Origin of the sequence: Streptomyces sp. NPDC001507, from assembly GCF_042894765.1 — a bacterium.
Classification (GTDB): domain Bacteria; phylum Actinomycetota; class Actinomycetes; order Streptomycetales; family Streptomycetaceae; genus Streptomyces.
This window is the reverse complement of the sequence record NZ_JBIAVV010000006.1, coordinates 436,986-461,783: the sequence shown is the minus strand read 5'-3', so window position 1 is coordinate 461,783 and position 24,798 is coordinate 436,986. Positions and strand designations below refer to the sequence as shown.

The 24,798-nt window shown below is 68.8% G+C and carries 13 protein-coding genes and 1 pseudogene; 8 read left to right on the top strand and 6 right to left on the bottom strand.

All coding sequences use genetic code 11. The annotated features are described in order from the left end of the window. Nucleotides 1-20: 20 nt before the first annotated feature. Nucleotides 21-620 carry an NADPH-dependent FMN reductase gene (locus tag ACFY0K_RS22060; protein ID WP_390641247.1) on the bottom strand — a complete coding sequence of 200 codons (600 nt, stop codon included), beginning with the start codon at nucleotides 618-620 and terminating at the stop codon, nucleotides 21-23. Between the two features lie 119 nt (nucleotides 621-739). Here ACFY0K_RS22060 and ACFY0K_RS22055 point away from each other — a divergent pair, with 119 nt between their 5' ends. Together ACFY0K_RS22055 and ACFY0K_RS22050 are read left to right on the top strand one after the other, a co-directional pair. Continuing rightward, entirely contained in the window at nucleotides 740-1,477 is a 738-nt protein-coding gene (locus ACFY0K_RS22055; protein ID WP_390641246.1) for a TetR/AcrR family transcriptional regulator, read from the top strand. Between the two features lie 578 nt (nucleotides 1,478-2,055). Continuing rightward, nucleotides 2,056-2,454, top strand: a complete 399-nt coding sequence (locus ACFY0K_RS22050; RefSeq protein ID WP_390641245.1) for a hypothetical protein — start codon at nucleotides 2,056-2,058, stop codon at nucleotides 2,452-2,454. Between the two features lie 53 nt (nucleotides 2,455-2,507). On the opposite strand, the pseudogene ACFY0K_RS22045 reads toward ACFY0K_RS22050, so the two are convergent. Next, nucleotides 2,508-2,705, bottom strand: a pseudogene (locus tag ACFY0K_RS22045) (CorA family divalent cation transporter); the annotation flags it as partial. A gap of 439 nt (nucleotides 2,706-3,144) precedes the next feature. Continuing rightward, nucleotides 3,145-7,233 carry a hypothetical protein gene (locus ACFY0K_RS22040; protein WP_390641244.1) on the bottom strand — a complete coding sequence of 1,363 codons (4,089 nt, stop codon included), beginning with the start codon at nucleotides 7,231-7,233 and terminating at the stop codon, nucleotides 3,145-3,147. Between the two features lie 416 nt (nucleotides 7,234-7,649). Between ACFY0K_RS22040 and ACFY0K_RS22035 the strand changes: the two genes are divergently transcribed. From ACFY0K_RS22035 to ACFY0K_RS22025, 3 genes are all read left to right on the top strand, one after another. Further along, nucleotides 7,650-14,642, top strand: coding sequence for an RHS repeat-associated core domain-containing protein (locus ACFY0K_RS22035; protein WP_390641243.1), 6,993 nt, complete (start codon nucleotides 7,650-7,652; stop codon nucleotides 14,640-14,642). Continuing rightward, nucleotides 14,639-15,007 carry a hypothetical protein gene (locus tag ACFY0K_RS22030; protein WP_390641242.1) on the top strand — a complete coding sequence of 123 codons (369 nt, stop codon included), beginning with the start codon at nucleotides 14,639-14,641 and terminating at the stop codon, nucleotides 15,005-15,007. The genes ACFY0K_RS22035 and ACFY0K_RS22030 overlap by 4 nt, the downstream gene beginning before the upstream one ends. A gap of 210 nt (nucleotides 15,008-15,217) precedes the next feature. Continuing rightward, nucleotides 15,218-15,790: a hypothetical protein gene (locus tag ACFY0K_RS22025; RefSeq protein ID WP_390641241.1), complete on the top strand. Its 573-nt coding sequence runs from the start codon at nucleotides 15,218-15,220 to the stop codon at nucleotides 15,788-15,790. Nucleotides 15,791-16,783: 993 nt separating this feature from the next. On the opposite strand, the gene ACFY0K_RS22020 is transcribed toward ACFY0K_RS22025, so the two are convergent. Continuing rightward, nucleotides 16,784-17,959 (bottom strand): magnesium and cobalt transport protein CorA, encoded by a 1,176-nt coding sequence (locus ACFY0K_RS22020; RefSeq protein WP_390641240.1) that lies wholly within the window; start codon nucleotides 17,957-17,959, stop codon nucleotides 16,784-16,786. 202 nt (nucleotides 17,960-18,161) lie between these two features. Here ACFY0K_RS22020 and ACFY0K_RS22015 point away from each other — a divergent pair, with 202 nt between their 5' ends. The 3 genes from ACFY0K_RS22015 (at nucleotide 18,162) to dmpI (ending at nucleotide 20,833) form a co-directional block, all read left to right on the top strand. Continuing rightward, nucleotides 18,162-19,334 (top strand): winged helix DNA-binding domain-containing protein, encoded by a 1,173-nt coding sequence (locus tag ACFY0K_RS22015; protein WP_390641239.1) that lies wholly within the window; start codon nucleotides 18,162-18,164, stop codon nucleotides 19,332-19,334. 276 nt (nucleotides 19,335-19,610) lie between these two features. Continuing rightward, entirely contained in the window at nucleotides 19,611-20,513 is a 903-nt protein-coding gene (locus ACFY0K_RS22010) for a LysR substrate-binding domain-containing protein (RefSeq protein ID WP_390641238.1), read from the top strand. 137 nt (nucleotides 20,514-20,650) lie between these two features. Continuing rightward, nucleotides 20,651-20,833, top strand: coding sequence for a 4-oxalocrotonate tautomerase DmpI (gene dmpI, locus ACFY0K_RS22005; RefSeq protein ID WP_390034615.1), 183 nt, complete (start codon nucleotides 20,651-20,653; stop codon nucleotides 20,831-20,833). Between the two features lie 94 nt (nucleotides 20,834-20,927). Here the strand turns inward: dmpI and ACFY0K_RS22000 are convergent, their stop codons facing one another. Both ACFY0K_RS22000 and ACFY0K_RS21995 read right to left on the bottom strand, forming a co-directional pair. Continuing rightward, nucleotides 20,928-21,719, bottom strand: a complete 792-nt coding sequence (locus ACFY0K_RS22000; protein WP_390641237.1) for a S1 family peptidase — start codon at nucleotides 21,717-21,719, stop codon at nucleotides 20,928-20,930. 204 nt (nucleotides 21,720-21,923) lie between these two features. Then, nucleotides 21,924-24,725 (bottom strand): AAA family ATPase, encoded by a 2,802-nt coding sequence (locus ACFY0K_RS21995; RefSeq protein WP_390641236.1) that lies wholly within the window; start codon nucleotides 24,723-24,725, stop codon nucleotides 21,924-21,926. Between the last annotated feature and the right edge of the window lie 73 nt (nucleotides 24,726-24,798).

Here is a 24,798-nt window from a genome sequence, read left to right as displayed (position 1 = left end):
AGGGCACGAGTGGAGGGGTGTCAGACGGCATACGGGCGCGCGCGCCTGGCCTCGCGCAGGGCCTGCCCCCACCAGGTGAGCTGGTCGAGCATGGCCTTGGCCGCAACGTCGCACCCGGGGTCGGTCGGCCTGCCGTCGGCACCGAAGACCTCGCCGTAGTTGTGGAAGCTGACGGTGTTGCGGATCGTGACCGCGTGCAGCTCTGCGAGCACGACACGGAGCTGTTCGACGGCGCGCAGGCCGCCGGCGAGTCCGCCGTAGGAGACGAAGCCGACCGGCTTGGCGTGCCACTGCTCGTTGTGCCAGTCGATGGCGTTCTTCAGCGGCGCGGGGAAGCTGTGGTTGTACTCGGGCGTGACGATCACGAAGGCGCCGGCCCGGGCCAGCCGCGGGGACACCGCCCCCAGCTGGGTCACGACCTCGTCGGAGGGGGCCTGCCCGAACGCCGGGAAGACGGTGGGCAGAGGCGTCTCGACGAGGTCGATCAGGTCGACCTCCATGTCCTCGCGCTGGGTGATGTGTCCGGCGATCCAGTCCGCGATGACCGGACCGAACCGCCCGTCCCGGGTGCTGCCGATGATCACCGCGGTCCGGAGGGTGTCGTCAGTCACGTCGGCCATGGAGGACTCCTCGGTGGTGTGTACGTCGTATCTATCTCGTACAACGTACACAGCGGCGCGTACGCCGTCTACTGGTGATACGGTGTACACAGCACCGTTCGTCGGAAGGAACCGAAGCGATGGCCGCCCGGGAGAGACAAGCAGCGAGCGAGGACAAGGACCGCGTCTCCGTGTGGGAGCGCCTCGAACGGCCGACGCCCGCCCCCCGCACCACCCTCACCCCCCTGCGGATCGCCAAGGCCGCCGTCGGCGTCGCCGACGCGGAGGGACTCGACGCGGTCACCATGCGCCGCCTGGCCACCGAACTCGGCGTCGCCCCCATGGCCGCGTACCGCTACGTCACCGGCAAGGACGAGCTCCTCGAGCTGATGGTCGACTTCGTGTACGCGGAACTGGAACTGCCCGACGGCAAGGAGGGCTGGCGCGCGACCATGCGGTCCGTCGCCCTGCGGATAAGGGAGGTCCTGCTGCGGCACTCGTGGGTGACGCGGGCGACGTGGTGCGCGCCGACCCCCAACCAGCTGGCCGTGCCCGAGGCCGTCCTGGCCGCGCTCGACGGCCTCGGGCTCGACCCGGACACCGCCATGGCGGTCTACAACACCCTCACCGCCTATGTGCACGGCGCGGTGGACTCGGAGGTCAGGCTGACGCAGATGCTGCGCGTCCGCGGCTGGTCCACCCGGGAGGAGGCCCGCGCGGGACTGGCCTCGCAGATGGCCTGGCTCATGAGCACCGGCCGTTTTCCGATGTACGCGCGCTACATCGGCGAGGCCCGGCGCAAGGACGATCAGCAGTGGCAGTTCGAGGCCGGTCTGGACTCCGTCCTCGACGGCATCGCGGCGCGCCTCTCGATCTGAGGACATCGCCAGGACAGGTCGGTGTAGAAAACCATAGGCCCGCTACAGAGAAATTACATGTAGCGGGCCTTCGCTTGTCCGTTCGCGAATTCGAGAAATAGGTTCGCCTCACTCGAAGCGGCCGGTGTGATGCGTGCTCATGTCGTGAGACCGAGTTCGCGTCAGGCGCCCAGGGAGGGTCCCGCGGACTTCGGGCCGGCTCATTCCTTCGATGCCGGTCCCATGGCTGTCGGGAAATGAAAAACCTCGACAGCGGCCATCAATCTCGGGGACGACGCATGGTCCCAGCCGCCTTCGTGCGTGGAAATCACTGTCCCCGGTACCGTTAACCGCATTACGGAAACGTATCCCAGCGGCTCGCCGCTCCTGCGGTGCGACACCGTCGACGCGAGCGTCCCGACGGGCTGCAACTATCAGCAGTTCACGGCTTCGATGCGTTACGCGCTCGATGGTGAACGGGCGGATTATCCTGAGCCGGCCTGGCATATCAGGCAGGCGCAGCAGGGCTACGGTGTTCCGGGTAGGAACGGCGGAGGACGCCTACCCGGGAGTCCGTCGGGCTCCCCGCTGCGGTCGAGGTGGAGCTGCCCTGGGGCGGTCCGGAGGACGACCGGGAGAGGAAGAAGTTCCCGCTCATTCTCACCACGACGTACGGGAACGCCCTCCGGGCGAACATCTCCAATGTCGAGGTGTGGAAGCCTGCTCTGGCTGCGGTCGGCGTCATCCCGGTGCGGAATGCGGGGGAACGCTGGAAGGCGTCTCGCAAGGACGGCTTCCACGTGCTGCGGCACACCTACGCGTCGGTCATTCTGGAAGCGGGCGAGTCCGTGGTCACGCTCGCTCGGTGGCTCGGCCACTCGACGCCCACCATCACCCTCCCGTCACGGCCGGTTAGTGGGACGCTATTCGGACGCCTACGAGAAGAGGGGCGCAGCATTGCCCAGATTCTCCCCAGCGGCCTCGGGCGGCCCTTTTGACGACTGACTCGGCTCCCGTGAGGCCCTGGCGTAGGCCCTCGTCGACCGGTTACTCAGAGCCAGTCCTTCCGCTTGAAAATGAAGTACAAACTGGTGCATACGGCCGCCATCAGGACGATCGCGAAGGGGTATCCCAGCGCCCAGTGCAACTCCGGCATCTCCCTGAAGTTCATGCCGTAGATCGTCCCGACCAGCGTCGGGGCGAACAGAATCGCCGCCCAGGAAGAGATCTTCTTGAAGTCGTCTACCTGGCGGCGCTGACCTGCGATGATGCTGCTGGGAACGTCTCTGGCCTGGGCCGATCCGTCTTTCTGGGTCTTTCACGCTCGTGCCCGGTTATGCAGTCGATTCTCCCCACGCGCTCCCCAGCGTCGCTCGTACTTCCCAGATGCTCCCCAGAGGGGGCAGGGGGATGATCGTGGCCGGCGTGGTGAAGAAGGTCCGCCGACCATGTGCTCCGGTCACACCTCGTGGCCGAGAGTGGCAGGAGAGTCAGTGCTGCGACGGCCGTAGCGACTACTCCGGTGCAACGCATAACGGGCGCTCCTTTCAATTGTCCCGAATGCGACCGGTGGACTCGACGAAGTACCCGAGCGTGGGCAGGGAGCGGTGGTTGGGCGCCACTGCGCCCTTGTGCGGGGGCGGGGTGTCCGGGCGGTCTATGTCCGGGCACCCCGCCGGATTTAGTTGTCAGTTGTCGGGTCCGAGGGCTGTCAGGTCGAGAGTGGCTGTGACTGCGAGGTAGCCGTTGGCGGTGAGGTTGACGTGGTCGCCGGTGTCGTAGTTTTCGGGTGCCGTGCCGGCATCGAGTTTCAGTGGCAGTGGTTCGGTGGTGGAGTTCGGATCGACGGGGATCGCCACGGTCGATTCGGTGTCCGCGTGGGTGACCTTGGGGGTGGTGAAGTCGTCCTGGTCGGTGATCCAGGTGTTGGTGTCGATGCGGTTGGCGTCGATGGCTGTGGTGCAGGCGGCGTAGCCCTGGCACGGTGTGAGGGTCGTGAGGACGACCCTGACGCCCCAGCCGCGGAGTTGGGCGACGAGTGTGGCATACGCCTCTTCCACTGTGGTGTCCTCGGTACCGGCGACGATGTCCTCGAGACCTTCATCGACGATCACGGTGGTGACACTGGGCAGGGTGAGGACGTCGCGGTCGAGGCGGGTGAGGGTGGCCGCTCCGCCGCGGGTCTGTTCGGTGGTGAGGCGGTTGCTCTCGATGCCGGTGGCGACGACGCCGTAGTCGGGTACGCCCTGTTGGTTCGTCTGGAGGGCGCTGGCGAGGTCGTCGGAGAGGCGGGGCGTGGTGAGGCCGGGGGTGGTGGCGTCGGCGAAGGGGTCGACGAGTTGGTCGCCGAGGACGGCCACGGTGGGCCGGCTGTCGCTGGTGGTGACGTCGATGCCGGTGAGGATGTTGGTGAAGTAGCCCGAGAAGACTCCGGTGCCGGTGAACGCGGTGTCGGTGGTGTCCGCTGTGCGGTCGCCGGAGCCGACGGCGCTGACGTACTGGGTAGCTGCGCTCGCCCAGCTGTGCTGGACCAGGTAGGGGGAGTCGTTGACCAGATGGAGGCTGATCATGAGGCGCTTACCGGGAGCTGCGGCGTAGGCGGCTGGGTCGGTGTAGATCTCTCCTCCGATCGGAATCGTGACGGACTTGCTGCCGCCGTTGAAGGTCAGGTCGGCGGGTTTGGCGGTCGGGACCGCGCCGGAGAGCTGGGTGGCCAGGGTGGCGTGGTCGATCGTCAGAGGGGTGCGGCCGAGGGCGTTGGAGAGCCTCAGGCGGACGCCGGAGCCCGCCACGCTGGGGTTGGCGGCGATGCGGAAGGTCTGGTCCTTGTAGTCGGTGCTTTCGTAGTTGAAGGCGCCCTCGTTCGGGCTGCTCCAGGCGCCCGTCCACGTTGATCCGGCGGCTGCAGTGGTCGTGTCGCGGACAGCCATGCCGAAGAGGTGCAGTCCGGGTGTGTACTTGCGGGCGGACGCGGTGAGGTCGGGCAGAGTGACGGAGCTGACCTTTGCCCCCGGCTTGAGGGGGACCGCGAAGGCGTAGATGTTGGTGCTGCGGGTTTCCTGCGTGCCGGTGGAGAGGTTGCGGTGGGGGAGGGTGACGGCGGCCAGCGCGTTGGAGCCGTAGACCCAGTCGGGGACGGTCAGGTGATAGGCGGCGGTGGTGCCGTCGGCGTAGGTGATGGATCCGTAGGGGCCGCCTGCGCGGCAGTCCTCGTACTGTCCGTTGCCGAGGGTGCATTCGGTGCCGCTGACCGAGGTGCCGTCGGGGATGGCGGGGCTGGAGTAGTCGTCCTCGGCGCGTTCGGAGCTGACGAGGCCGTAGGTGGAGAAGCCGAGGAAGACCAGGGCCTTGCCGCCGGTGCCGTTCATCTGGATCGTCTGATTGGCCGCCAGGACGTTGTCGCCGGCGGCGGAACCGAAGGCGGGCAGGGTGAAAGCGGCGCCGTCAACGGTGATTTTGCCGCCGGGCTGCCAGCCGGCTGCCTTGAGGTCTTGGAGGGACATGGTTGCGCCGTAGCCGTCCGCGTCGGCTGTGGCCTTGTTGCTGTCATCGGTGACGGCGGTGTTGTTGAACGCGGCCTGAAGGCTCGCATAGCTCTTGCCGGCGTGGCCGAGCGCCGTGAACTGGTACTGCTGCTGCGTAGAGACGTTTCCGGCGGAGTCGACTGCGTAGACGTACAGGGTGTGGGTGCCGGGAGCGGTGGGCGTGACGGTGATGCTGGCTTTGTTCGCGGTAGCGGGAGCGATCTCGGAAGTCGGTGTGTTGGAGGTGGGCGGCGTGGCGTCCAGCTCGTAAAGGAACTTGGTGGCGCTGTTGGTGGTGAGCGTGAACGTGTCCGGAGTGCCGGCCGCCGTGACGCCGGATTCGTCCTCGGGGTAGAGACCGGCCGGGTCGGCGACGGTGGGCGGGTTGGGGGCGGTGAGGTCGACGGTGAAGTGGCAGGTGGAGGATGCCTTGCTGGTGTCCTTGCCGTCGCTTGAGGTGACGTTCCAGCTGACCACGTCACCGGACTTCAGGCCACTCATGAAGCTGGAGGAAAGCTGCTTCGGCGCGTTGGCGCCGCTGGCGACGGTGGCGCTCGCTGTCGTGGTGGCGGCGGAGCTGTTGACCCAGTACTTGTACGTCGCAGCCAGAGCGTCCCTGTCACCATCGCTGACGACAGCGTTGAGCGTGGGTGGCGTGGTGACCAGGGTCTTGCCGATCACGGGGTAGGGCGTCCCCGTTCCACAGCCGACCGAGTGCGTACCGAACTTCGCGGCCAGCGTTCCGGGCGCCGTGGGGACATGGTTGTACTCGATGGACATGGAGGGGTTGTTGGCGAAGCGTTTGAAGTAGTTGCCGTCGCTGCTGCTCTCCTGGCTGTTGACCAGGGCGAAGGTCCAGCTCCCGTCCTTCGCGGCGGCCTTCTTCGCGATGGTGGACGTGACCGAGAACCCGCCGGACGGTTCGCTGGTGCAGGCGGGACCGAAGCTCTTCGTTGCCAGCAGGCTGGACAGGGCGGGCCGGTTGCTCCACGTGGTGCTCGCGCCGATGGCGCCCGTGAGATACAGCTTGACGTCCGATGTCAGGCTGCAGCTGGCCGAGTAGTTCTCCTTTGCGTCGACCGTGGCGGCCACGATGTGGGTGCCCCAGACGCTGGAGGGGATGCCGAGCTGGAAGTAGGAGCGCTCGCCGCCGATGCACCCGGACCAGCTGTTGTAGCCGACGCCGGGATCCCCGTACTGCGTGGAGTCGTAGTTCTTAGCCGACGAGCAGCCCTGCTGCGTCTCCGCGTAGTGCTGCTTGCTGCCGGTCGCGTAGTGCGGATTCCAAGTGGGATCGATGTAGACCGGGTACCTGGTATCCGAACCGGTGAGCAGCGCCTGGTCCGGAGTCAGCGAGAGCTCGGAACCCTTGACGTCGTCGCCCACGTGGGCGACCTGCGCGCCGATTCCCGGAACGGCAACGCTCGGGTCCGAGGCCGCTGAGGCAGTGCGCGCCCGGGCCGTCCCACCGGACGAGGAAGAATCCCACATCAGCGGCTGCGGCGCGCTGAACATCACCTGACCCGTCGTCGAGGTGGCCTGGAGGTTGTCGTGGCCGTCGTCGGTGACGGCCACGCCGGTCGCGTGGGTCGTCAGCTTCAGGGTGGCCAGCGCGGGTTCCTTGGCAGCGTCCGCAGTCTTCACGACGATGAGTTCGGAGAAGCCGCCGAGAGTGTTGGCCGTCAGCCGCAGATCCACGTCCTTGAGCACGTCCGGGTACGTGATCGTGGCCCCGGACACGGTGGGCGTGGGCAGTGACGTCGGCCAGGTGAAGGAGAGCTGCGCGGTGTCGCTGGTCATGGAGACCAGGGGCACGGTCCCGCCCCCGGAGAAGACGAGCGGCTCGGAGGCCGCGGCGGGGCTGTAGGTGCCGTCGGCGTTCCGCTGGAGCGTGGCGTCGACGGGCTGCCACGCCCCGTTCTTTCTGACCCGTTCGGGTAGCAGAGTGGTGGTCCAGGTGACCGTGCCGGACGGATTCGCCTGCACCGTGGCGGTCTCGGTCGTCAAGGCGTCCACCTGGACGGAGCCGCCGGTGTCGGCGGCTCTGCTCTGCGCGTCGGCCAGAGCGGCCTCCTGCTCCTTGGAGAGCCCTGAGTCATCCGCGGGCCGCGAGGTGCCCAGTGGACCGTCCGGGCTGCTCTGCGGCAGCGAGGGCGCAGGGGTGGACAGCGGCATCGAAGCACCGCTGTCGGCTGCGGCCGGCACCGCGGTCACCGTGGACAGCGACATCGCACCAGCTACGGCCGTGAACATGAAACGGGCGAAAAATCGTCGCCGTTTACTGGCTTGTTTTCCCGCGTAATGCGGGGTGGAAATCTCGGACATCTGCCCCCCAAATGTTGCGTCCGAATGTGAGTGCGCGATGGGCGCGAGGAGGTTACACACAAATTCTTCAAGCCGACAACCGGTGGCCGAAAAGCGCCCCTGCCGAGCGGACTCCAGGGATGGGTGCTGTGTGCAACTTGGTTACAGGAGAAGGCGGTTGGTGAATATTTTGACCGATCACCAGTCATTCATCCTTGTATCGATGCGCTGAACAGCACTTTTTGGCGTCACTCGGAGGATTTCATGGGCATCTCTATACCAATTGATTACTGTGAAGGTCCTGTGGATTTAAGTGGCGCCCTGATCAAATAACCCGTCGTCGGTCACGTTGAATTGGGGGGTCCGTGGTGCGTCGTCATGCGCTGTGGCGGATATACGGCAAGACCATGCGGTTGCAGCGCATGCCCGCTCTATGGGTGATCGCGGTCACTGCGCTCGGTCTTCTGACGGGTTTTCTCGCGCCGCAATCTGCTCTGGCCGACACGAAGAGCCCCGACTACCTCGTCACTGCCAAGAAAGAACCGTCCGTCCCGGTCACGCCCGTCAAGGCCAAGCCGGTCAAGAGGAAGACGATGGGGCGCTGGAGCACTGCTCAGGCGCACCGGACCTGGCCCGCGGCCGCGACGGCCGAGGCGACCGTGCCTGCCAAGGACGCCGCGCACGCGGCGAAGCTGCCGGTCACCGTGGCCGCCGCCAGGCACGGCCATCGCGTCGCTGCAGGTACGAAGGTGCACGTCCGGCTGCCCGGCCAGGCCACGGCACAGAAGCTCGGCGTGCGCGGCGTGGTGTTCACGGTCCAGCAGGATGACGCGACGGCTTCGGGTACCGCTCGGCTCGGCCTGGACTACGCTGCCTTCCGGAACGCCTACGGAGGCGACTGGGCCGGCCGACTCCGCCTCGTGCAGCTTCCTGCGTGTGCGCTCACCACTCCCTCCAAGGCCGCATGCCGCACCGAGACTCCCCTGACCAGCAGCAACGACGCCAAGAGCAGCACAGTCTCCGCCGATGTCACCCTCCCCTCAGCCAAGAACGCGACGGCCGGGCGAAATGCGGCTACCTCTCCGATGGTGCTCGCGGCCGTGGCTGGTGCCTCGGGTGGAGGCGGCACCTATGCGGCCACGTCCTTGGCTGCCTCCGGTCAGTGGACGGCGGGCGGTTCGGCCGGCGCCTTCAGCTACTCGTACCCGATCTCTGTGCCGGACGTGCCCGGCAGCCTGGTACCGAGCGTGTCCTTGGGATACAGCTCTCAGAGCGTGGACGGGCGCACCTCCTCGACCAACGCCCAGTCCTCCTGGATCGGTGACGGCTGGGACTACTCGCCCGGCTTCGTCGAGCGCAGCTACGCCTCCTGCTCCGACGACTCTGCGAACGGCACCCCGAAGACTTCCGACGAGTGCTGGTCCGACGACGTCGACTCACTCACGTTGTCGCTGAACGGTGCGTCCAACACGCTGGTCCACGACGACAAGACGGGTACCTGGCATCCGCAGGGCGACAACGGCGAGAAAATCGAGGTCAAGACCGACACCGTCAACGGCGACAACGACAACGAATACTTCGTCGTCACCACCACCGACGGTACGCAGTACTACTTCGGCAAGAACCGGCTGCCCGGCTGGACCACGGGCAACGCGACCACCAACTCGGTGTTCACCACGCCCGTCTACGGCAACGACACCGGCGAACCCTGCCACGCGTCCACTTTCGCCGACTCCTGGTGCCAGCAGGGCTACCGCTGGAACCTCGACTACACCGTCGACCCGCACGGCAACGCCATCAGCTACTGGTACACGCAGGAGACCGGCTACTACGGCCGGGACAACTCCACCACGCCGACCGCCTACGCCCGCGGCGGCTACCTCGCCAAGATCCAGTACGGGCAGTTGGCGGGCAAGGTCTACGACACCACAGCCCAAGCGGCGGCCCAGGTCTTCTTCGACACCTCAGAACGTTGCCTGCCCGACTCGGGCTTCGACTGCGCCTCCTCGAAGATGACCACAGCAAACGCCACGCACTGGCCCGACGTCCCCGTCGACCAGGTCTGCGCCTCGTCGGGCACCTGCAACAACCACGGTCCGTCGTACTTCACCACCCAGCGCCTCGCCGGCATCCGCACCCAGGTGCTGGTCGGTAGCGCCTACCAGAACGTCGACGCCTGGACCCTGACCCACACCTTCCCGCCGACCGGCGACACCGCCACGCCGTCGCTCTGGCTGAGCCAGATCGTGCGTACCGGCAAGGACGGCGGAAGCCTGGACCTGCCGCCGGTGAAGTTCGTCGGTCAGGCACTGGCCAACCGCGTGGACGGTCTGGACGGCTACCAGCCCATCACCCGCTACCGGATGACCACGGTCACCACCGAGTCCGGTGAAGTGATCACCGTCAACTACACCGCGCCCCAATGCCATCGCACGGGCACGGTGGTACTCCCGTCCAGCGAGGACAACAACACGTACCGCTGCTATCCGCAGTACTGGACCCCTCCGGGGCAGACCTCCCCGCAGCTGGACTGGTTCAACAAGTTCGTCGTCAACTCCGTGACGACACAGGACCCCACCGGCGGTGGGCTGCCGGTCCAGACGTCGTATAAATACGTCGGTGATCCGGCCTGGCACTACAACGACGACCCGCTGACCCAGGCCAAGTACCGTACCTGGAACCAGTGGCGCGGTTACGGCACGGTCGAGACCCGCACCGGCACGTCCCCGGAGAAAGTCACGCTGTCCCGGGAGACGTACTTCCGCGGCATGGACGGCGACAAGACATCCACCGGCACCCGGAACGTCCCACTCAACGACGACGCGGGCGACGACCCGCAGAAGGACTCCGACTGGCTGGCGGGCCAGACCTTCGAGACGCAGTCGTTCAACGGCGACGGCGGCGCACTCCTGTCCGACGGGGTCACCGACCCGTGGAGTTCGCCGGCGACGGCCACCCAGGCCCGTACGAAGGCGGGCCTGGACCCGCTGGTCGCGCGCCGTACGAACATCCAGCGGGCTCGTACCGTCACCACCAAGGCGGACGGCACCAAGCGCACCACCGAGATCGACTACACGATCGACGCAGCCAGCGGTCTTCCCAAGGCCGTGGACGACCTCGGCGACACCTCGACCGCCTCCGACGACAAGTGCACCCGTACCTGGTACGCGGCGGACTCCTCCGGAAACGCTCTGCCGATCCCGCGCCGGGTCCAGGAGGTCGCGGTCTCCTGCTCGGCCACCCCGAAGTACCCGGACGACCTGCTCAGCGACGACCTCACCTTCTTCGACGGCTCCACCAGCAACACCGCCACGCCCACCAAGGGCGACGTCACGATGGTCCAGAAGGCCGACTCCGTCGCCGCCGACGGCACCCCGCACTACGTCACGGCGCTGAAGAACACCTACGACTCCTACGGCCGCGAACTCACCGAGACGGACGCCGACAGCCACGTCACGACCACCGTCTACACACCCACGTCCGGTGCCTCCCCGACCACCATCAAGGTCTCCCAGCCGAAGGTCACCGGTCAGACCGCCGGGTTCGCCACCACGACGACACTGGACCCGGCCCGCGGCCTGGACCTGAAGACCACGGACGCGGCCGGCTACTCCACCACCAGCTCCTACGACCCGCTGGGCCGCCTGACCCAGGTATGGAGTCCGGGCTTCCCCACCGACAACAACCCCAACGTCAAGTACAGCTATAACCTCTCACCGTCGGTGCCGTCGACGGTCACCACCCAGACCCTCACCGACAAGAACGCCTACGTCACGTCCATCTCGATCTACGACGCGATGCTGCGGCCGCGCGAGACGCAGACGGCGACCGTCGACGGCGGCCAGACGATCACCGACACGGTCTACGACTCTCACGGCTGGGCGGTCAGTTCCTCCGACCCCTACTACAACGCCGGCGCCCCCACCGGCACACTGGTAGACGCGCCCGACAACAAGACCCCGTCCCAGACCGCCACGGTCTACGACGGCGCAGGCCGCGCCACGGCCTCGATCGCCTACCACTTCGCCTCCGAGACCTGGCGCACCACCACCGCCTACCCCGGTTCCGACCGCGTCGACGTCACCCCCTCCGCGGGAGTCGCACCCTTCGGCGCCACCCCCACCACCACGTACACGGATGCCCGCGGCCAGCTGGCCAAGCTGCTGCGCTACCACGGCGCCACCACCACCGGTGCTGCCGACACCGTCACCTACTCCTACGACGCCACGGGCCACCAGACCGGCGAGGACGACGGCCAGGGCCACACCTGGTCCAGCGGCTACGACCTCCTGGGTCGCCGCACCTCCCAGACCGACCCCGACACCGGTACCTCCCACTCCACGTACGACAACGCAGGGCAACTGCTGACCACGACCGACAACCGCGGCAAAACCATCAGCTACACGTACGACGAGATGGGCCGCAAGACAGCCGAGTACGACACCACCGGCGGCGTCGCGCAGTCGACGTCGAACGAGCTGGCCGCCTGGACGTACGACACCCTGAAGAAGGGCAAGCCGACCGCGTCGACCCGCTACGTCGGCGGCACCGGCGGGTCCGCCTACACCAGCAAGGTCCTCGGGTACGACAGCCACGGCTGGGCACAGGCCACACAGCTCACGCTCCCCGCAGCGGAAGGAAGCCTGGCCGGCAACTACATTCACCAGAACAAGTACAACCTGACCGGAACCCTGGCCAGCTACACCGACCAGGACCCCACGGCCGTCAAGCTGCCGCAGGAGACCGTCTCCTACACCTATGACGCCTTCGACCGGCCCATCGGCGTAGGAGGTGACACCAATGGCTGGGCCTACGTCAGCGGCCTGACCTACACCGAGTTCGACGAGCCCCAGCAGTTCACCTACGGCACCTCAGGCAACTTCGCCCAGCAGACCCTCACCTACGACGACCAGACCCACCGCCTCATGGGGTCCACCACCGTCACCAAGTCGGGCGCCGCGATCGCCGACAAGACCAGCTACACCTACCAGCCCTCCGGCAACGTCACGAAGATCAGCGACAAACTGGAGACCGGCTCGACCGACACCCAGTGCTTCGACTACGACTGGGCGCAACGCCTGAAGGATGCGTGGACGGCCACCGACGACTGCGCGGCCACCCCCGCATCCGGTGCCTCCACGACCGTGGGCGGCCCGTCGCCGTACTGGCAGTCGTGGTCCTACGACGCCACCGGCGCCCGCTCCGCCCAGGTGGACCACAACACCAGCGGCGACACGTCCCACGACGCGACGTCCTCGTACACCCCCTTCAAGGCGGGCGAGGGCCCGGCTCACGCGGTGTCGACGGTGGACAAGGTGGTGCCCGGCGACCCGACGGCCGACACCACCAACGCCTACACCTACGACGACGACGGCAACGTCCACACCCGCACCACCCGAGCCGGCACCGACACCTTCACCTACAACGACGAGGGAGATCTGTCGGAACTGTCCTCCACCGGCTCCGCGGGCGACACAAAGTACCTGTACGACGCCGACGGCGGCCTGCTGATCCGGCACAGTCCCGACGCCACCACCCTTTACACGGGTGACGAGGAGATCACCCTCAAGATCGGCGCCACCACCGCCGACGGCGTTCGCTACATCTCCATCGCCGGCCAGACCGTGGCCACCCACTCCTCCGACGGCAAGTTCACCTACCTGATCCCCGACCGCCAGGGCACCGGCGCTCTGCAGATCGACTCCCAGACCCAGCAGGTCACCCGCCGCCAGTACAAGCCCTTCGGCGAGTCACGCGACCAGAGCGGCACCTGGGTCGGGCAACGCGGCTACGTCGGCGGTACCCAGGACGACAACACCGGCCTGACCAACCTCGGCGCCCGCGAGTACGACCCCACCATCGGCCGCTTCCTGAGCCCCGACCCCCTCATGGACCCCGGCTCCCCACAGAGCTGGAACGCCTACGACTACGCCGACGACACCCCGGTCACCAGCTCGGACCCTTCCGGCGGCTGCGCGGAGATCGACTGCCCCACTCGCAACTGCCCGTCGTGTCTGAACCGCACTCCCACCGACAAGAACCCCAACTCTCCGGCCCTGCACGACTACCCGGGCTCGGGCAGCACGCCGACCAACACCAAGTCGTACGCGAAGAAGTACCAGGCCGACATCAGTAACAGCACCGCCAACGCCCAGGCCGAGGAGCAGGCCCTGGAGCGACAGAAAGCCACAGCGGACGCCGCAGCAGCTGCCGCGAAGAAACAGGCGACAGGCTTCAAACACCGCCTGCTCAGCCTGGTCGCCGACGTACTGGGCGTGACCGACGCCTACAACTGCTTCACCAAGGGCGACGTCATGGGCTGCATCAGCACAGCCCTGACCTTCGTGCCCTGGGGCAAGGTCTTCAAAGCCATCAAGGTCGGAGTCGAAGCACTCAAAATCTGGCGCGCCCTGGACCGGGCTTACACCGCCGTGAAGGACGCTGAGGAAGCAGCCAAGGTCGCCGACGACGCACTCGAGGCGGAACGCTTCGTGGTGGGAGCGGAAGGAGCTGGTACAGACGTCGCCGAAGCCTGCGAGGTGCACAGCTTCGTGCCCAGTACCGAGGTCCGCCTGGCCGACGGCACGTCGATACCCATCAGCAAGGTGAAAGCCGGCGACACAGTCCTCGCCACCGACCCACAGACCGGCGTCACGGCACCCGAGAAGGTCCAGCGCGTCATCATCACCACGACGGACGAGGACTTCACCACCCTCACCCTGGACACCTCCCCGACCCGAGGCCCCCCGCACGGGAAGCCTTCCGCCTCCCCGTCTGCGAAGCAGACTCTCACCACCACCTGGCACCACCCATTCTGGGACGCCACGCACCACCGCTGGACCGACGCCCACAACCTCACCCCGGGCACCAAGCTCCGCACCGCTGACGGCACGACCGTCACGGTGGCCGAAGTCCGCAATTTCCACCAGCATGAGACGACTTACGACCTCACCGTCGGCACCCTGCACACGTACTACGTGCTGGCGGGATCCGTGCCGATTCTGGTTCACAACTGCGGCGAGCAGGTATATGAGGCAGGCGGCAAGCACGGATCTGAGGCGAGGAGTAGTTCGCGTGGTGAAAACAGTGCTGAACCAGCGGATGGACAGGGGGCACTGGATAACTCGGTACAGATCAAGCCCACATCTCCCCGTAGGGTGGGGATCGACCCGTCCACCGGGGATACAGTGATCCTTGACCGGACTGGCGAGGTTCCCTGCGGTTGTACCGTTGAGGATGGAACCAACGAGATATTCCATGGCCATGTCCGAACAGATGTCGATACGGATCCCGGCATGGCGAAGGCGAAGACGGCGCTGCGTAAGGGAATCAAGTCAGGGGACATTGAGGTTCCATGATGGATCGAAAGCAGCTGGAGCTGGAGAATTGGCGGGCCGCCCTGACGGCAGACATCCAGAGTTCAGATGTCGGGCTGTCGACTAGGGCTCTGCTGAGGCTGACCTATGATGATCCGGATCGCATACGGGTGGAAGCTGTATTGCTCGGCTGTCTTTCACCTGAAGCGGACGCTCAAATCAGAGCCCTGGCAGTGACTTGCATGGGACATCTGGCAAGGATCCATCGAGCGGTCAGTGCGAACATCGTCCGTCGGTTGCAAGAGCTGCTCGACGACCCTGAACTGGGGGGCCGGGCGGAAGATGCGCTCGATGACATTGCGGCCTTTTCCGGTGAAGACCTGAATCCGGATCGACATGACGTTTGAGCGTTGGAAAACCAGCCTGGCTGGCCGTGTTCACGGGAAATGAAGGCGTTGATGAACAGAAAAGCAGGAATGGTGCCAGCCGGAATCGTCGTCGGCTCGGTGTTATTGGCCACGGGATGTGGAGGGCATGGCTCCTCCTCCAAGGCGGCTGAGCCTTCAGCGAAGGCGAGTGGTACGACCGCTGCTGCGGCCGGGGGGAAGTCGGCCGCGATGACGCGTGCGCAGTTGGAGAGTGCGGTGATCGCCGATGGTGATGTGGCGGGGTGGAAGGTGTCTGTCCCCAAGTCGGCCTCCGGGCCCGTCGGCGGGGCGCGCATGGCGGCCGACAAGGCCGCGTGTCAGCCCGTTGCCGACGCACTGAGCGAAACCGGGGCCGTCAAGCCGGTGGCCTCCGTTGAGCGGAGCGCGGTGGCGGAGGACCGTTCCGGGGTCATGGTGCGGGTGCGACTGGCCTCGTACGCCGGCGGCGGCGCCAGCAGGATCATGGCTGACCTGGCGGGTGCGGCTCAGCAGTGCAAGGGCTTCGACGGGTCCGGCGGTGACGGTAAGCAGCATGTCGGGGTGGCTCAATACGGCGCCTATCTGAGTGCCCAGACCTCTCTAGGTTTCCGGCTGGCCGCGAAGGTCGGCGGCCAGACCCTGCCCATCTACCTCGACGTCGGCTCCGTCGGCGGCACGGTGGAGTACCTCGCGACCTTCAACGTCCTGGGAGACGACCCAGGGACCGGGTCGACGACGGCGGAGCGGCAGCAGTCCGTCAAACTGGGGGCCGCGACCACCTGAACTCGCGCCAGACCACCTTGCCGCGCCGCAGGTGGGTAGGTCGGTGCGTCGAGGGGAGCTGGCCCGGCACTTGGGCGGTGGCGCAGCTCCGGTGCCGCTAATGAGGCGATCCGACGCCCTGATCCCCTCTCGACGTCGGAGTCACCGGCTGGACACCGACATATGTCCGGTCGATGGCGCTGTTGCCATGGCAGATTGGGACGGTCGAGCGGCCGAGTTGGAGGCGGGCTACGGCCTGGGGGCGTTAGCAGTTTCTCAAGGGCGGTCGGAGTCACGGTCGGTCGCCGTCCTCCTGCAGAAACTGCCCTTGATGGGAGCGGTCGTGACAAACGGCGGCGGCCAGTAGTTCCTTGCCGGTGCTGCGGCCCGGCCCGTGGTGGACCCTGTGGCCGACGACCTGGGTCGTGGTCGGGTCGAAGTCCGGCAGGTCGGCGGTTGCGCGGGCCTTTTCTCGCGGCGGGTGTCGCGCAGAGGGCGACCACTCTTGCGGTCAAGCTGGGCGTGCCCACGTGTGTTTCACTGCGGGACTACTCCTAGGGCAGGTACAACGTCGGCGGCGAAGGATCGCGCGGCGAGCCACTCACCCGCGCCGGCGCTGCGACGGGACGCGTACCGGCGAGGATTGTTCATGTCGTATGAGGACGTCCCCGACCACGTCATGTGCAGTGGTCGCTCCACAGTCGGTTCCTCTCACTCGTTCGGCGACTCTCTGTCACGTGCCACAGGCAGGCCGGCGCGGCGGAAGCCGGCGAACGGCGAGACGCGACGGGTTCGTTGTGCATGGCGGAAAGCGGGTAGCGGTTTTCGATCCTCCCCGGATTCTCCCCAGCGTCGACAGGCGCTCAAAAGGCCAGGTCAGAGGCGTGGTTTCGTGAGGGCGAGGAGATCATCCACATCGCTTCTCCCCAGAGGCTCCCCACGGCCGATCCTGCGCCGATCTGCAGCAGATGCGTGAGCAAAGGGTGAACAGGGACTTGAGCGTAGCGCGAGGGGCTAGAGCCAGTCCCGTCGCTTGAAAATCACGTACAAACTGGCGCATACAACCCCCATCAGGCCGATCGCGAAGGGGTATCCGAACCCCCAATGCAGCTCGGGCATGTGTGAGAAGTTCATGCCGTAAATAGTTCCAACGAGGGTCGGAGCAAACAGGATCGCGGCCCACGACGAGATCTTCTTGATCTCTTCGTTCTGTTCGAACCCCGCCTCCGCCAGCGCTCGCATCTCCGCGTTCTGTTGCTGGGTGACGAGGGTTGCGTTGACCGTGAGGATCTCGGTGAGGGCCTGGCGGAAGCCGTCCACGCGTTCGCTGATGTGGGTGACGTGGTCGGCGACGTCGCGGAGGTAGCGCTGGAGTTCCTCGTCGGTCTCGTACTTGGTGAAGCCGGCCATCAGGCCGTGCAGCATGCCGACGAGTGGGCGCGTCGCGCGCTGGAACTCGACCATCTCGCGCGAGAGTTCGTAGATGCGGCGGGAGACGGACGGGTCGCCGCGGAAGACTTCCGTCTCGATCTCGTCGATGTCGTTCTGGACGCCCTCGACGACCGGGGCGTAGCCGTCGACCACTGCGTCGAGTATCGCGTAGAGGACGGCCTCCGGGCCGAGTTTGAGGAGGTCGGGGGAGTCCTCCATGCGACGGCGGACCGCCGAGAGGTCCGGGGCCGCGCCGTGCCGGACCGTGATCACGAAGTCGGGGCCGACGAACACGTGCAGCTCGGCGAAGTCGACCTCCTCGGGCGCGTCCAGATAGCGGGCGGCGCGCAGGACCACGAAGAGCGTGTCGCCGTACCGCTCCAGCTTCGGCCGCTGGTGGGCCTCCATCGCGTCCTCGACCGCGAGCGGATGCAGGTCGAACTCGCTGGCGAGGGAGAGGAGTTCGTCCGAGGTGGGCCGGGCGAGGCCGATCCACGCCATGCCCGAGGGCGTGTCGCGCAGTTCGCGGTAGGTCTCCGCGAGGGTCGCCGGGGTCGACACCCGTACCCCGTCGCTGTACAGCGCCGCCTCCACGATGCTCGGCGGCTCGGCGGACTCCCCGCCCGGCGCGGACCCCGCCGCCGGCAGCTCGGCCGTGTCGTCGTGCTCCTGCGACAGGGCGCGACGCCAGACGGACCTTCTGGTGCCCCGGCCGTTCGCGGTGTTTTTCGAGGCCGGGCTGCGGCGTCGCTCGGACATCGCGGCCGCCTCTCGGTGGAGCCAGTATCGGCGTGAGCTGTGTGATCCACGCGGTCGGGGTGATCACACGTGATCGGTGAGTCTCGTCGCAGGATATACGGGGCATACGGGCCCGGCGGAGGGAATCGAGGACGGGATTCGGTGAGAGACGCGGTGCGATCGAGGACAGGGACTGTCCTCATTCGGCGTTAGCGTGCCCGGTATGAAGAACCAGCCGTCCGGCCCGGTCCTCGGCACCCGCGCCCTCAACCGCGCCACCCTCGACCGCCAGCTCCTGCTGCGCCGCTCGTCCCGGTCGGCGAGGGAGGCCGTGGCGCACCTCGTCGGCCTCCAGGCGCAGAACGTCAAGCCGCCGTACTACGCACTCGCCGCCCGCCTCGACGGCTTCGCCCCCGAGCAGCTCTCCGGGCTGATGGCCGACCGGGAGGTGGTCCGGATCGTCACCCTGCGGTCGACCATCCACACCCACACCGCCGCCGACGCGCTGACCCTGCGCCCGCTGGTCCAGCCCGCCCGGACCCGGGAGCTGACCGCCTTCCGCAGGGGGCTGGCCGGTGTCGACCTGGACCGGCTCGCCGCGCTCGCCAGGGACCTTGTCGAGGCCGAGCCGCGCACCATGGCCGGGCTGCGGGAGGCGCTGCGCGCCGAATGGCCGGACGCCGACCCGCACTCCCTCGCCGTCGCCGCCCGCTGCACCCTGCCGCTCGTCCAGGTCACCCCGCGCGGACTGTGGGGCCGGTCAGGGCAGGTCGCCCTCACCACCGCCGAGCACTGGCTCGGCCGCCCTGTCGAGCCGGCCTCCGCCCTCGACACCACGGCCGCCACGGACACCGCGGCCGCCACGGACACCGCGGCCGCCCCGGACACCGCGGTCCTGCGCTACCTCGCCGCCTTCGGCCCGGCCTCCGTCAGGGACATGCAGACCTGGGCCGGACTGACCCGGCTCGGCGCGGCCTTCGAACGGCTGCGGCCCCGCCTCCTCACCTTCCGGGCCGAGACCGGCACCGAGCTCTTCGACCTCCCCGACGCCCCCCGCCCCGACCCCGCGACCCCGGCCCCGCCCCGCTTCCTCCCGGAGTTCGACAACCTGCTCCTCTCCCACGCCGACCGCACCCGCGTCGTGCGCCCCGAGCACCGTGGCCGTGCCTGGCGGGGCAACCAGGCATACCGCACCCTGCTCGTGGACGGTTTCCTGGCCGGTGTGTGGAAGCTGACGGAGGACGCCCTGATCGTCGAGACCTTCGGGCCGCCGCGCGGCGGGGCTGCCGAGCGGGCCGCGATCCTGGCGGAGGGCGAGCGGATGCTGGCCACCCTGCACCCCGGTGAGCGCTACGACGTCCGGTTCGGGACCGTCGTGGCGCAGGCAGGGCGTTGAAGGGCGGCGAATCCGCCCGCCCCCCGGCGCGCCACCGGAGGCTCCGTGACATCCGGTGTGCCGCCGGAGGCTCCGCCACATCCGGTGTGCCGCCGGAGGGTCCGCCACATCCGGTGTGCCGCCGGAGGCTTGGCGGCATGCCGTCTGCCGACCGCGGCGGCGTCGGGGCCGGTCGCGCAGTTCGGCCCCCGGCCGAAGGCTTGGGGTGCCCCGGCGTCCTTCGGGGGCGCTGCCCACCGCGGCGGACTTCGCCAGGACCCGCCTAGAGTCAGGGCCATGGAACTGCGGCAGCTCAGCTACTTCGTCGCCGTGGCCGAGGAACTGCACTTCGGGCGGGCCGCCGAACGCCTGCACATCGTGCAGTCGGCCGTCAGCCAGCAGATACAGCGTCTCGAACGGGAACTGGGCGCCGAACTGTTCGACCGCTCGCCGCGCCGGGTCCGGCTCACCGGTGCGGGGGAGCGGCTGCTGCCCGAGGCACGGGCGGTGCTGGCGGCGGCCGAGCGGGCGCGGGCCGCGGTCGCCGCGCCGGCCGGCCTGCGGATCGGCACCAGTACGGGACTCGGCGCCCACCTGGACCGGGTGCTGGACGCGTTCGCGCGCCGCGCGCCCGGTGTGCCCGTCGAGCTCTTCTCGCTGCCGGCCGCGGAACGCCTCGCCCGGGTCGCGGGGGGCCGCCTGGACGCGGCGTTCGTCCGGGCCGTCGAGCCCGTGCCCGGCGTCCGGGTCCGGCCGCTGTGGCCCGACCCCCTGGTGGCCGCCCTCCCCGCCACCCACCCCCTCGCCGGCCGCGCCGAGATCGGCGTCGAAGAACTGGCCGGCCTCCGCCTCGCGCTCGTTGAGCGCCGTACCAACCCCGCCCTCGTCGACCTGGTCGTCGGTGCCTGCCGCGAGGCCGGCTTCGAGCCGCTGCCCGGACCGTCGACCGGTTCCCTCCAGGACACCCTCGCCAGCATCGGCACCTTCCCGCACTCTCGGCTTCGCTCGAGCGGGGGGACCCCCGTGCTCTGGACGGTCGTGTACGCGTCCCACGCGCGCGTGCTGCACAGTCCCCGGGTCGCCTTCGTGCCGTTCCGGGCACCGGGCCTGGCCCTCACCACGGGCCTCGCCGTGCCCGCGGCCGCCCCCTCCCCGCACCTGGCCGACCTGCTCCTGGCCTGCGGCGATCACGGAAGCTGATCGCTGCGGTCGGGATCTGCTCCTTGGCCGCGGACGCCAGGCGCGATGGACTGGACCCATCGAACAGGACCGAACGGGGCTCCCGGCAGCACTGCGGAAGGACCCCGAACGGGCCACCCACTCGAAGGAGTTCAGCGATGCCGATCGTCACCGTCCAGCAGGGACCCCGCGACCCCGAACTCAAGCGGGACCTCGTCCGGCGCGTCACCGACGCGTTCGTCGACGCGTACAAGATCCCCGCCGAGACCGTGCAGGTCTGGATCCACGAGGTCCCGGCCGACAGCTGGGGTGCCGCGGGGAAGCTCACCGCGGACAAGTAGGCACCCGCATGGATAGGGGGCGCTGCGGGCTGCTCGTGGTAGCCCGCAACGCCCCCTGGTCACTCACCCGAGGGATACTCGGGAGACCTTCTGGTTACGAGTTGACCTGCGCGGTCACCAGGTTCGAGAAGGTGGTCAGCCGGGTGTAGACACCCGGGTAACCCGCCTCCGCGCACCCCTCTCCCCAGGAAGTGATCCCTGCCAGGACGCCCCCGATGAGCAGGGGACCGCCGCTGTCGCCCTGGCAGGTGTCTACGCCGCCGGACGTGTATCCGGCGCAAACCATGTCGGTCTGGACGAAGTCCGAACCGTAGGAGCTCTTGCAGCTGGAGTCGGACACGACCGGGACGGTCGCGGTCCGCAGCTGGTTGGAGGAGCTGCCGTTCTCCGAGGTGGTGCCCCAGCCGAGGATGCGGGCCGTGGTGCCGGCCGCGTACACGCTCGTCTGGGAGGACGTCACGTACGACGCCGGGGTGTACGACATCGCCGTCGAGAGCGTCAGGACGGCCACGTCGTCGCCGTTGGTGGCGTCCGTGTAGTCCGGGTTGATCCAGATCTTGCTGACCTTGCTGACCGTGCCGTTGGTGCCGTTGAGGTACGTGCGGCCGCCGACCACGCGGACGCCGCTCGCCGACTCGCCCTCCATGCAGTGCGCGGCGGTCACCACCTTGGTGGCCGACACCAGGGTGCCGCCGCAGAACTGGCTGCCGGACGCGTCCGTGATCTGCATCATGAACGGGTACGCGGTCGTGGTCGTCGTGGTGCCGCCGACGATCGGCTGGGGGGCGGCTGACGCGGTGGGGGACGCGATCAGCGCGGTCGCCGCGGCGGCGGCGGTGGCCACCAGGACTGCGGCGGACTTTCTTGCGCGGTGCTGCCCGAACATGAGTCTCCTCAGTGGGGGTTGCCGGTGGGGGTCGCGCGGGTGTGGGGGGTGCAGCACGGGGGTCGCGGGACCGACCCCCGTATGCCCGGGCGAGCGGCACATCCATAAGCTAGGACCCGGAACCCCACCCTCCCAATGAGGGAACCCCCTAGGGGGATGGGGGAGGGAAAACCCTCGGTCCGCCTCAGTTAACCGGGAGCGTCCTCACTTCGCGCGTCGCCCCGCGGCCAAACGGACTATGTCCACGCGCGATCGGATGCCCAGCTTGCGGTAGACCCGGGTGAGCGTGGCCTCCACCGTCTTGACGCTGATGAACAGCCGGGCGGCGATCTCCCGGTTGGTGGCGCCCTCCATGACCAGCGCGGCGACCTGACGCTCCATCGCGGCCAGCCCGTCCAGGGCGTCGAGCGCGGCGGGTGCCTCGACCGGCGGCTCCGGCGCGGAGACGGCCTCGTCCACCTGCCGCAGCCACGGCAGCGCCCGGCACCGCCTGAACAGCCGGGTGGCCTCGTCGAACGCGGTCGGGGAGCGCCTTTCGCGCAGCACGGCCAGCGCGAAGGCGGCCCGCGCCTCCTCCAGGCCATGGCCCAGTTTGGCGAACCGGTCCTGAGCCGAGGTCAGCAGGGTGACGGCGGTGTCGCGTTCCCCGTGCGCGGCCCGGACCAGCGCCTCGGCCCGGTCGAGCGCGGCCAGGACACTCTCCCGGCCGAGTCTGAGCGCGTGCTGACGGGTGACGTCGATGACGTCCTGCGCCTCGGCGGGTTCACCCACCCGGACGAGTGCCTCCGCGAGGTCGCCCTGCCAGCGGCCGCGGGCCGGGTCGGTGATGCCGAGACTCTGCTCCAGCTCCCGCACCCGGCGCAGCGAGCGGACCGTGCCCGCCGGGTCTCCCGCCACCAACTGGGCGTATCCGAGGGCGCCCAGGGCCCGGGACAGGTACATCGTGTCGCCGTCCTGCTCGGCGTGCTCCACCGCCTCCCGGGCCAGTGCCAGGCCCCGGTCCACGTCGCCGCCGGACGCCTCGGCCAGTGAGGTGAGCATCGCGGAGGCGGTCTCACCGATCCCGGAGTCGTGGGCGAGGCGCAGGCCCTCCCGGGCCAGGTCGAGGGCGCGCCCGCAGTGCCCGGAGCGCAGCTCGGTCTCGGCGAGCCCGCGCAGGAAGTGCACCTCGCTCTCCACCTGCCCGCGCCTGCGGACCTCGCGCAGCAGGGCGGTGACGGTGGTGCGCGCCTCGGCCAGCTGGTCGCCCATCACCAGCCAGCGGAACCTGGCGCTGCCCGCCCCGTTGTGGTGGCAGGCCACGTACGGGTCCTGCGGCTCCTTCAGGGCGCGCTTGATGGTGGCGGGGGCCGCCGGGTGGCCCATCAGGGTCTCGACCTGGGCCTGGAGGGAGAGCGCGAGGAGTTCGGTGCGCCGGTCGCCGCCCTCGGCCGCGAGGTCCGCGGAGTGCGCCGCCGCCTGCCGGGCCTCGGTGAAGTCGCCGCCCACGATCAGCGCCCGCCAGGCCAGCTGGTAGTGGACCTTGCCGAGCAGCCGCGGGTCGTCACCGGCGTCGGCGAGGGCGTGCGGGAAGGCCGCGTCGACCTCGGTCATGGTGTGGCCGGCGGAGTCGATCACCAGGATCCAGGCCCGTACCCGGTCCGCCGGGCGGGTGGCGTGGGTGAGCACCTCGCGGGCGATGTCCTGGGCGAGGTCGATCTCGCCCGCGCTGGTCGCGTCCTCGGCCGCCTGGAGCCGGCGTTCGACCGGGGTGGGCGTGTTGTCGCCGGGGGTGTGCCGGGCGGCGAGCAGGCCGATCTGCGCGGCCACCGAGGGGGCGCCGCGGTCCCGTGCCTCGGTCGCGGCCTCGGCGAGCCGGTCGGCGACCTCCGGGTCGGTGCCGGTGGTGGCCAGCGCCAGGTGCCGGGCCCGCTCGATCGGGTCGGAGGCGGCCGTGGACAGCGCCGCGTGCGCGGCCCGGCGCTCCTGGGCGGGCGCCTCCGCGTACAGCGCGGCCGAGATGAGGGGGTGCGCGAACCGTACGGCGGGTCCCTCCGGCTCGGTGGCCAGCAGCCCCAGTTCGGCCGCCTGGGCGCACTCGGCCTCGGCGTTCTCCCGGCCGGCCGCATGCAGCAGGGCGTGGGTGGGGCGGGCACCGGCGCTGGCCACCAGCAGGGTGCGGCGGGCCTCGACGGAGAGCATGTCGAGGCGGCTGAGCACCAGGGCGCGCAGCGAGGTCGGCACCGGCAGCGGCTCGCCGGGGCGGGGCGGGGTCGGGTTCTCGGCGAGGGCGCGGCCGAGTTCGAGGGCGAACAGCGGGTTGCCGCCGCTGGTGCGGTGGATCTCCCGGACCGTGGACCGGCTCAGGCCGGTGTGGCCGCGGTGGTCGAGGAGGTCGGAGACCTGCTTGCGGTTGAGCGCGCCGAGGCGGACGGCGACGGTGTCCGGGGGCGACGCGCGTAGGTGACGGTCGTACTCCTGGCCCTCGGTGCGGACCGCGCTGAGCAGTTGGACCGGGGTGCCGCCGAGGCGGCGGGCCGCGAAGCCGAGGAGTTCGGCGCTGGCCGGATCCAGCCACTGGAGGTCGTCGGCGACGATCAGTACGGGCCCCTCGGCGGCCAGCGCGCGCAGCGTGGACAGCACGGCGAGGCGCAGGGCGAGGCCGTCGCGCTGGAGGGTGGACTCGCCGCGGCCGGTGAGGGCCGACTCCAGGGCGGTGCGCTGGGCGCCGGGCAGGTGGGCGGAGACGTCGTCGAGGACCAGGCCGAAGAGGTCGGCGAGGGCGAGAAACGGAAGATGGGATTCGGACTCCGTGGCCGAGCAGCGCAACACGGTGCGGGCGGTCCCGGCATATTCCGCGTCCAGCGCCCGCAGGACGGTCGATTTACCTATTCCGGCGGGCCCGTGCAGGAGGACGCTGCCCCCCGAGGAGAGCTGCTCCCGGGCGGCCGCGAACAGCTCCGCCCGGCCGATGACCAGGTCGGGGCGGCATCTGGCAGGCTCCTGGAAGTCCCGTCGCACGGTCACCGCTCCCCTCGTGTGTCGTGTCCGGGCCAAATTCTAGGCAATGAACCCTGAAATCCGGCCGAACGGCGTGGTG

What these genes read in the sequence shown, in the direction of transcription:
- ACFY0K_RS22060 (WP_390641247.1), bottom strand. Translation starts at nt 620, where the DNA reads ATGGCCGACGTGACTGACGACACCCTCCGGACCGCGGTGATCATCGGC.
- ACFY0K_RS22055 (WP_390641246.1), top strand. Translation starts at nt 740, where the DNA reads ATGGCCGCCCGGGAGAGACAAGCAGCGAGCGAGGACAAGGACCGCGTC.
- ACFY0K_RS22040 (WP_390641244.1), bottom strand. Translation starts at nt 7,233, where the DNA reads ATGTTCACGGCCGTAGCTGGTGCGATGTCGCTGTCCACGGTGACCGCG.
- ACFY0K_RS22030 (WP_390641242.1), top strand. Translation starts at nt 14,639, where the DNA reads ATGATGGATCGAAAGCAGCTGGAGCTGGAGAATTGGCGGGCCGCCCTG.
- ACFY0K_RS22025 (WP_390641241.1), top strand. Translation starts at nt 15,218, where the DNA reads ATGACGCGTGCGCAGTTGGAGAGTGCGGTGATCGCCGATGGTGATGTG.
- ACFY0K_RS22020 (WP_390641240.1), bottom strand. Translation starts at nt 17,959, where the DNA reads ATGTCCGAGCGACGCCGCAGCCCGGCCTCGAAAAACACCGCGAACGGC.
- ACFY0K_RS22015 (WP_390641239.1), top strand. Translation starts at nt 18,162, where the DNA reads ATGAAGAACCAGCCGTCCGGCCCGGTCCTCGGCACCCGCGCCCTCAAC.
- ACFY0K_RS22010 (WP_390641238.1), top strand. Translation starts at nt 19,611, where the DNA reads ATGGAACTGCGGCAGCTCAGCTACTTCGTCGCCGTGGCCGAGGAACTG.
- dmpI (WP_390034615.1), top strand. Translation starts at nt 20,651, where the DNA reads ATGCCGATCGTCACCGTCCAGCAGGGACCCCGCGACCCCGAACTCAAG.
- ACFY0K_RS22000 (WP_390641237.1), bottom strand. Translation starts at nt 21,719, where the DNA reads ATGTTCGGGCAGCACCGCGCAAGAAAGTCCGCCGCAGTCCTGGTGGCC.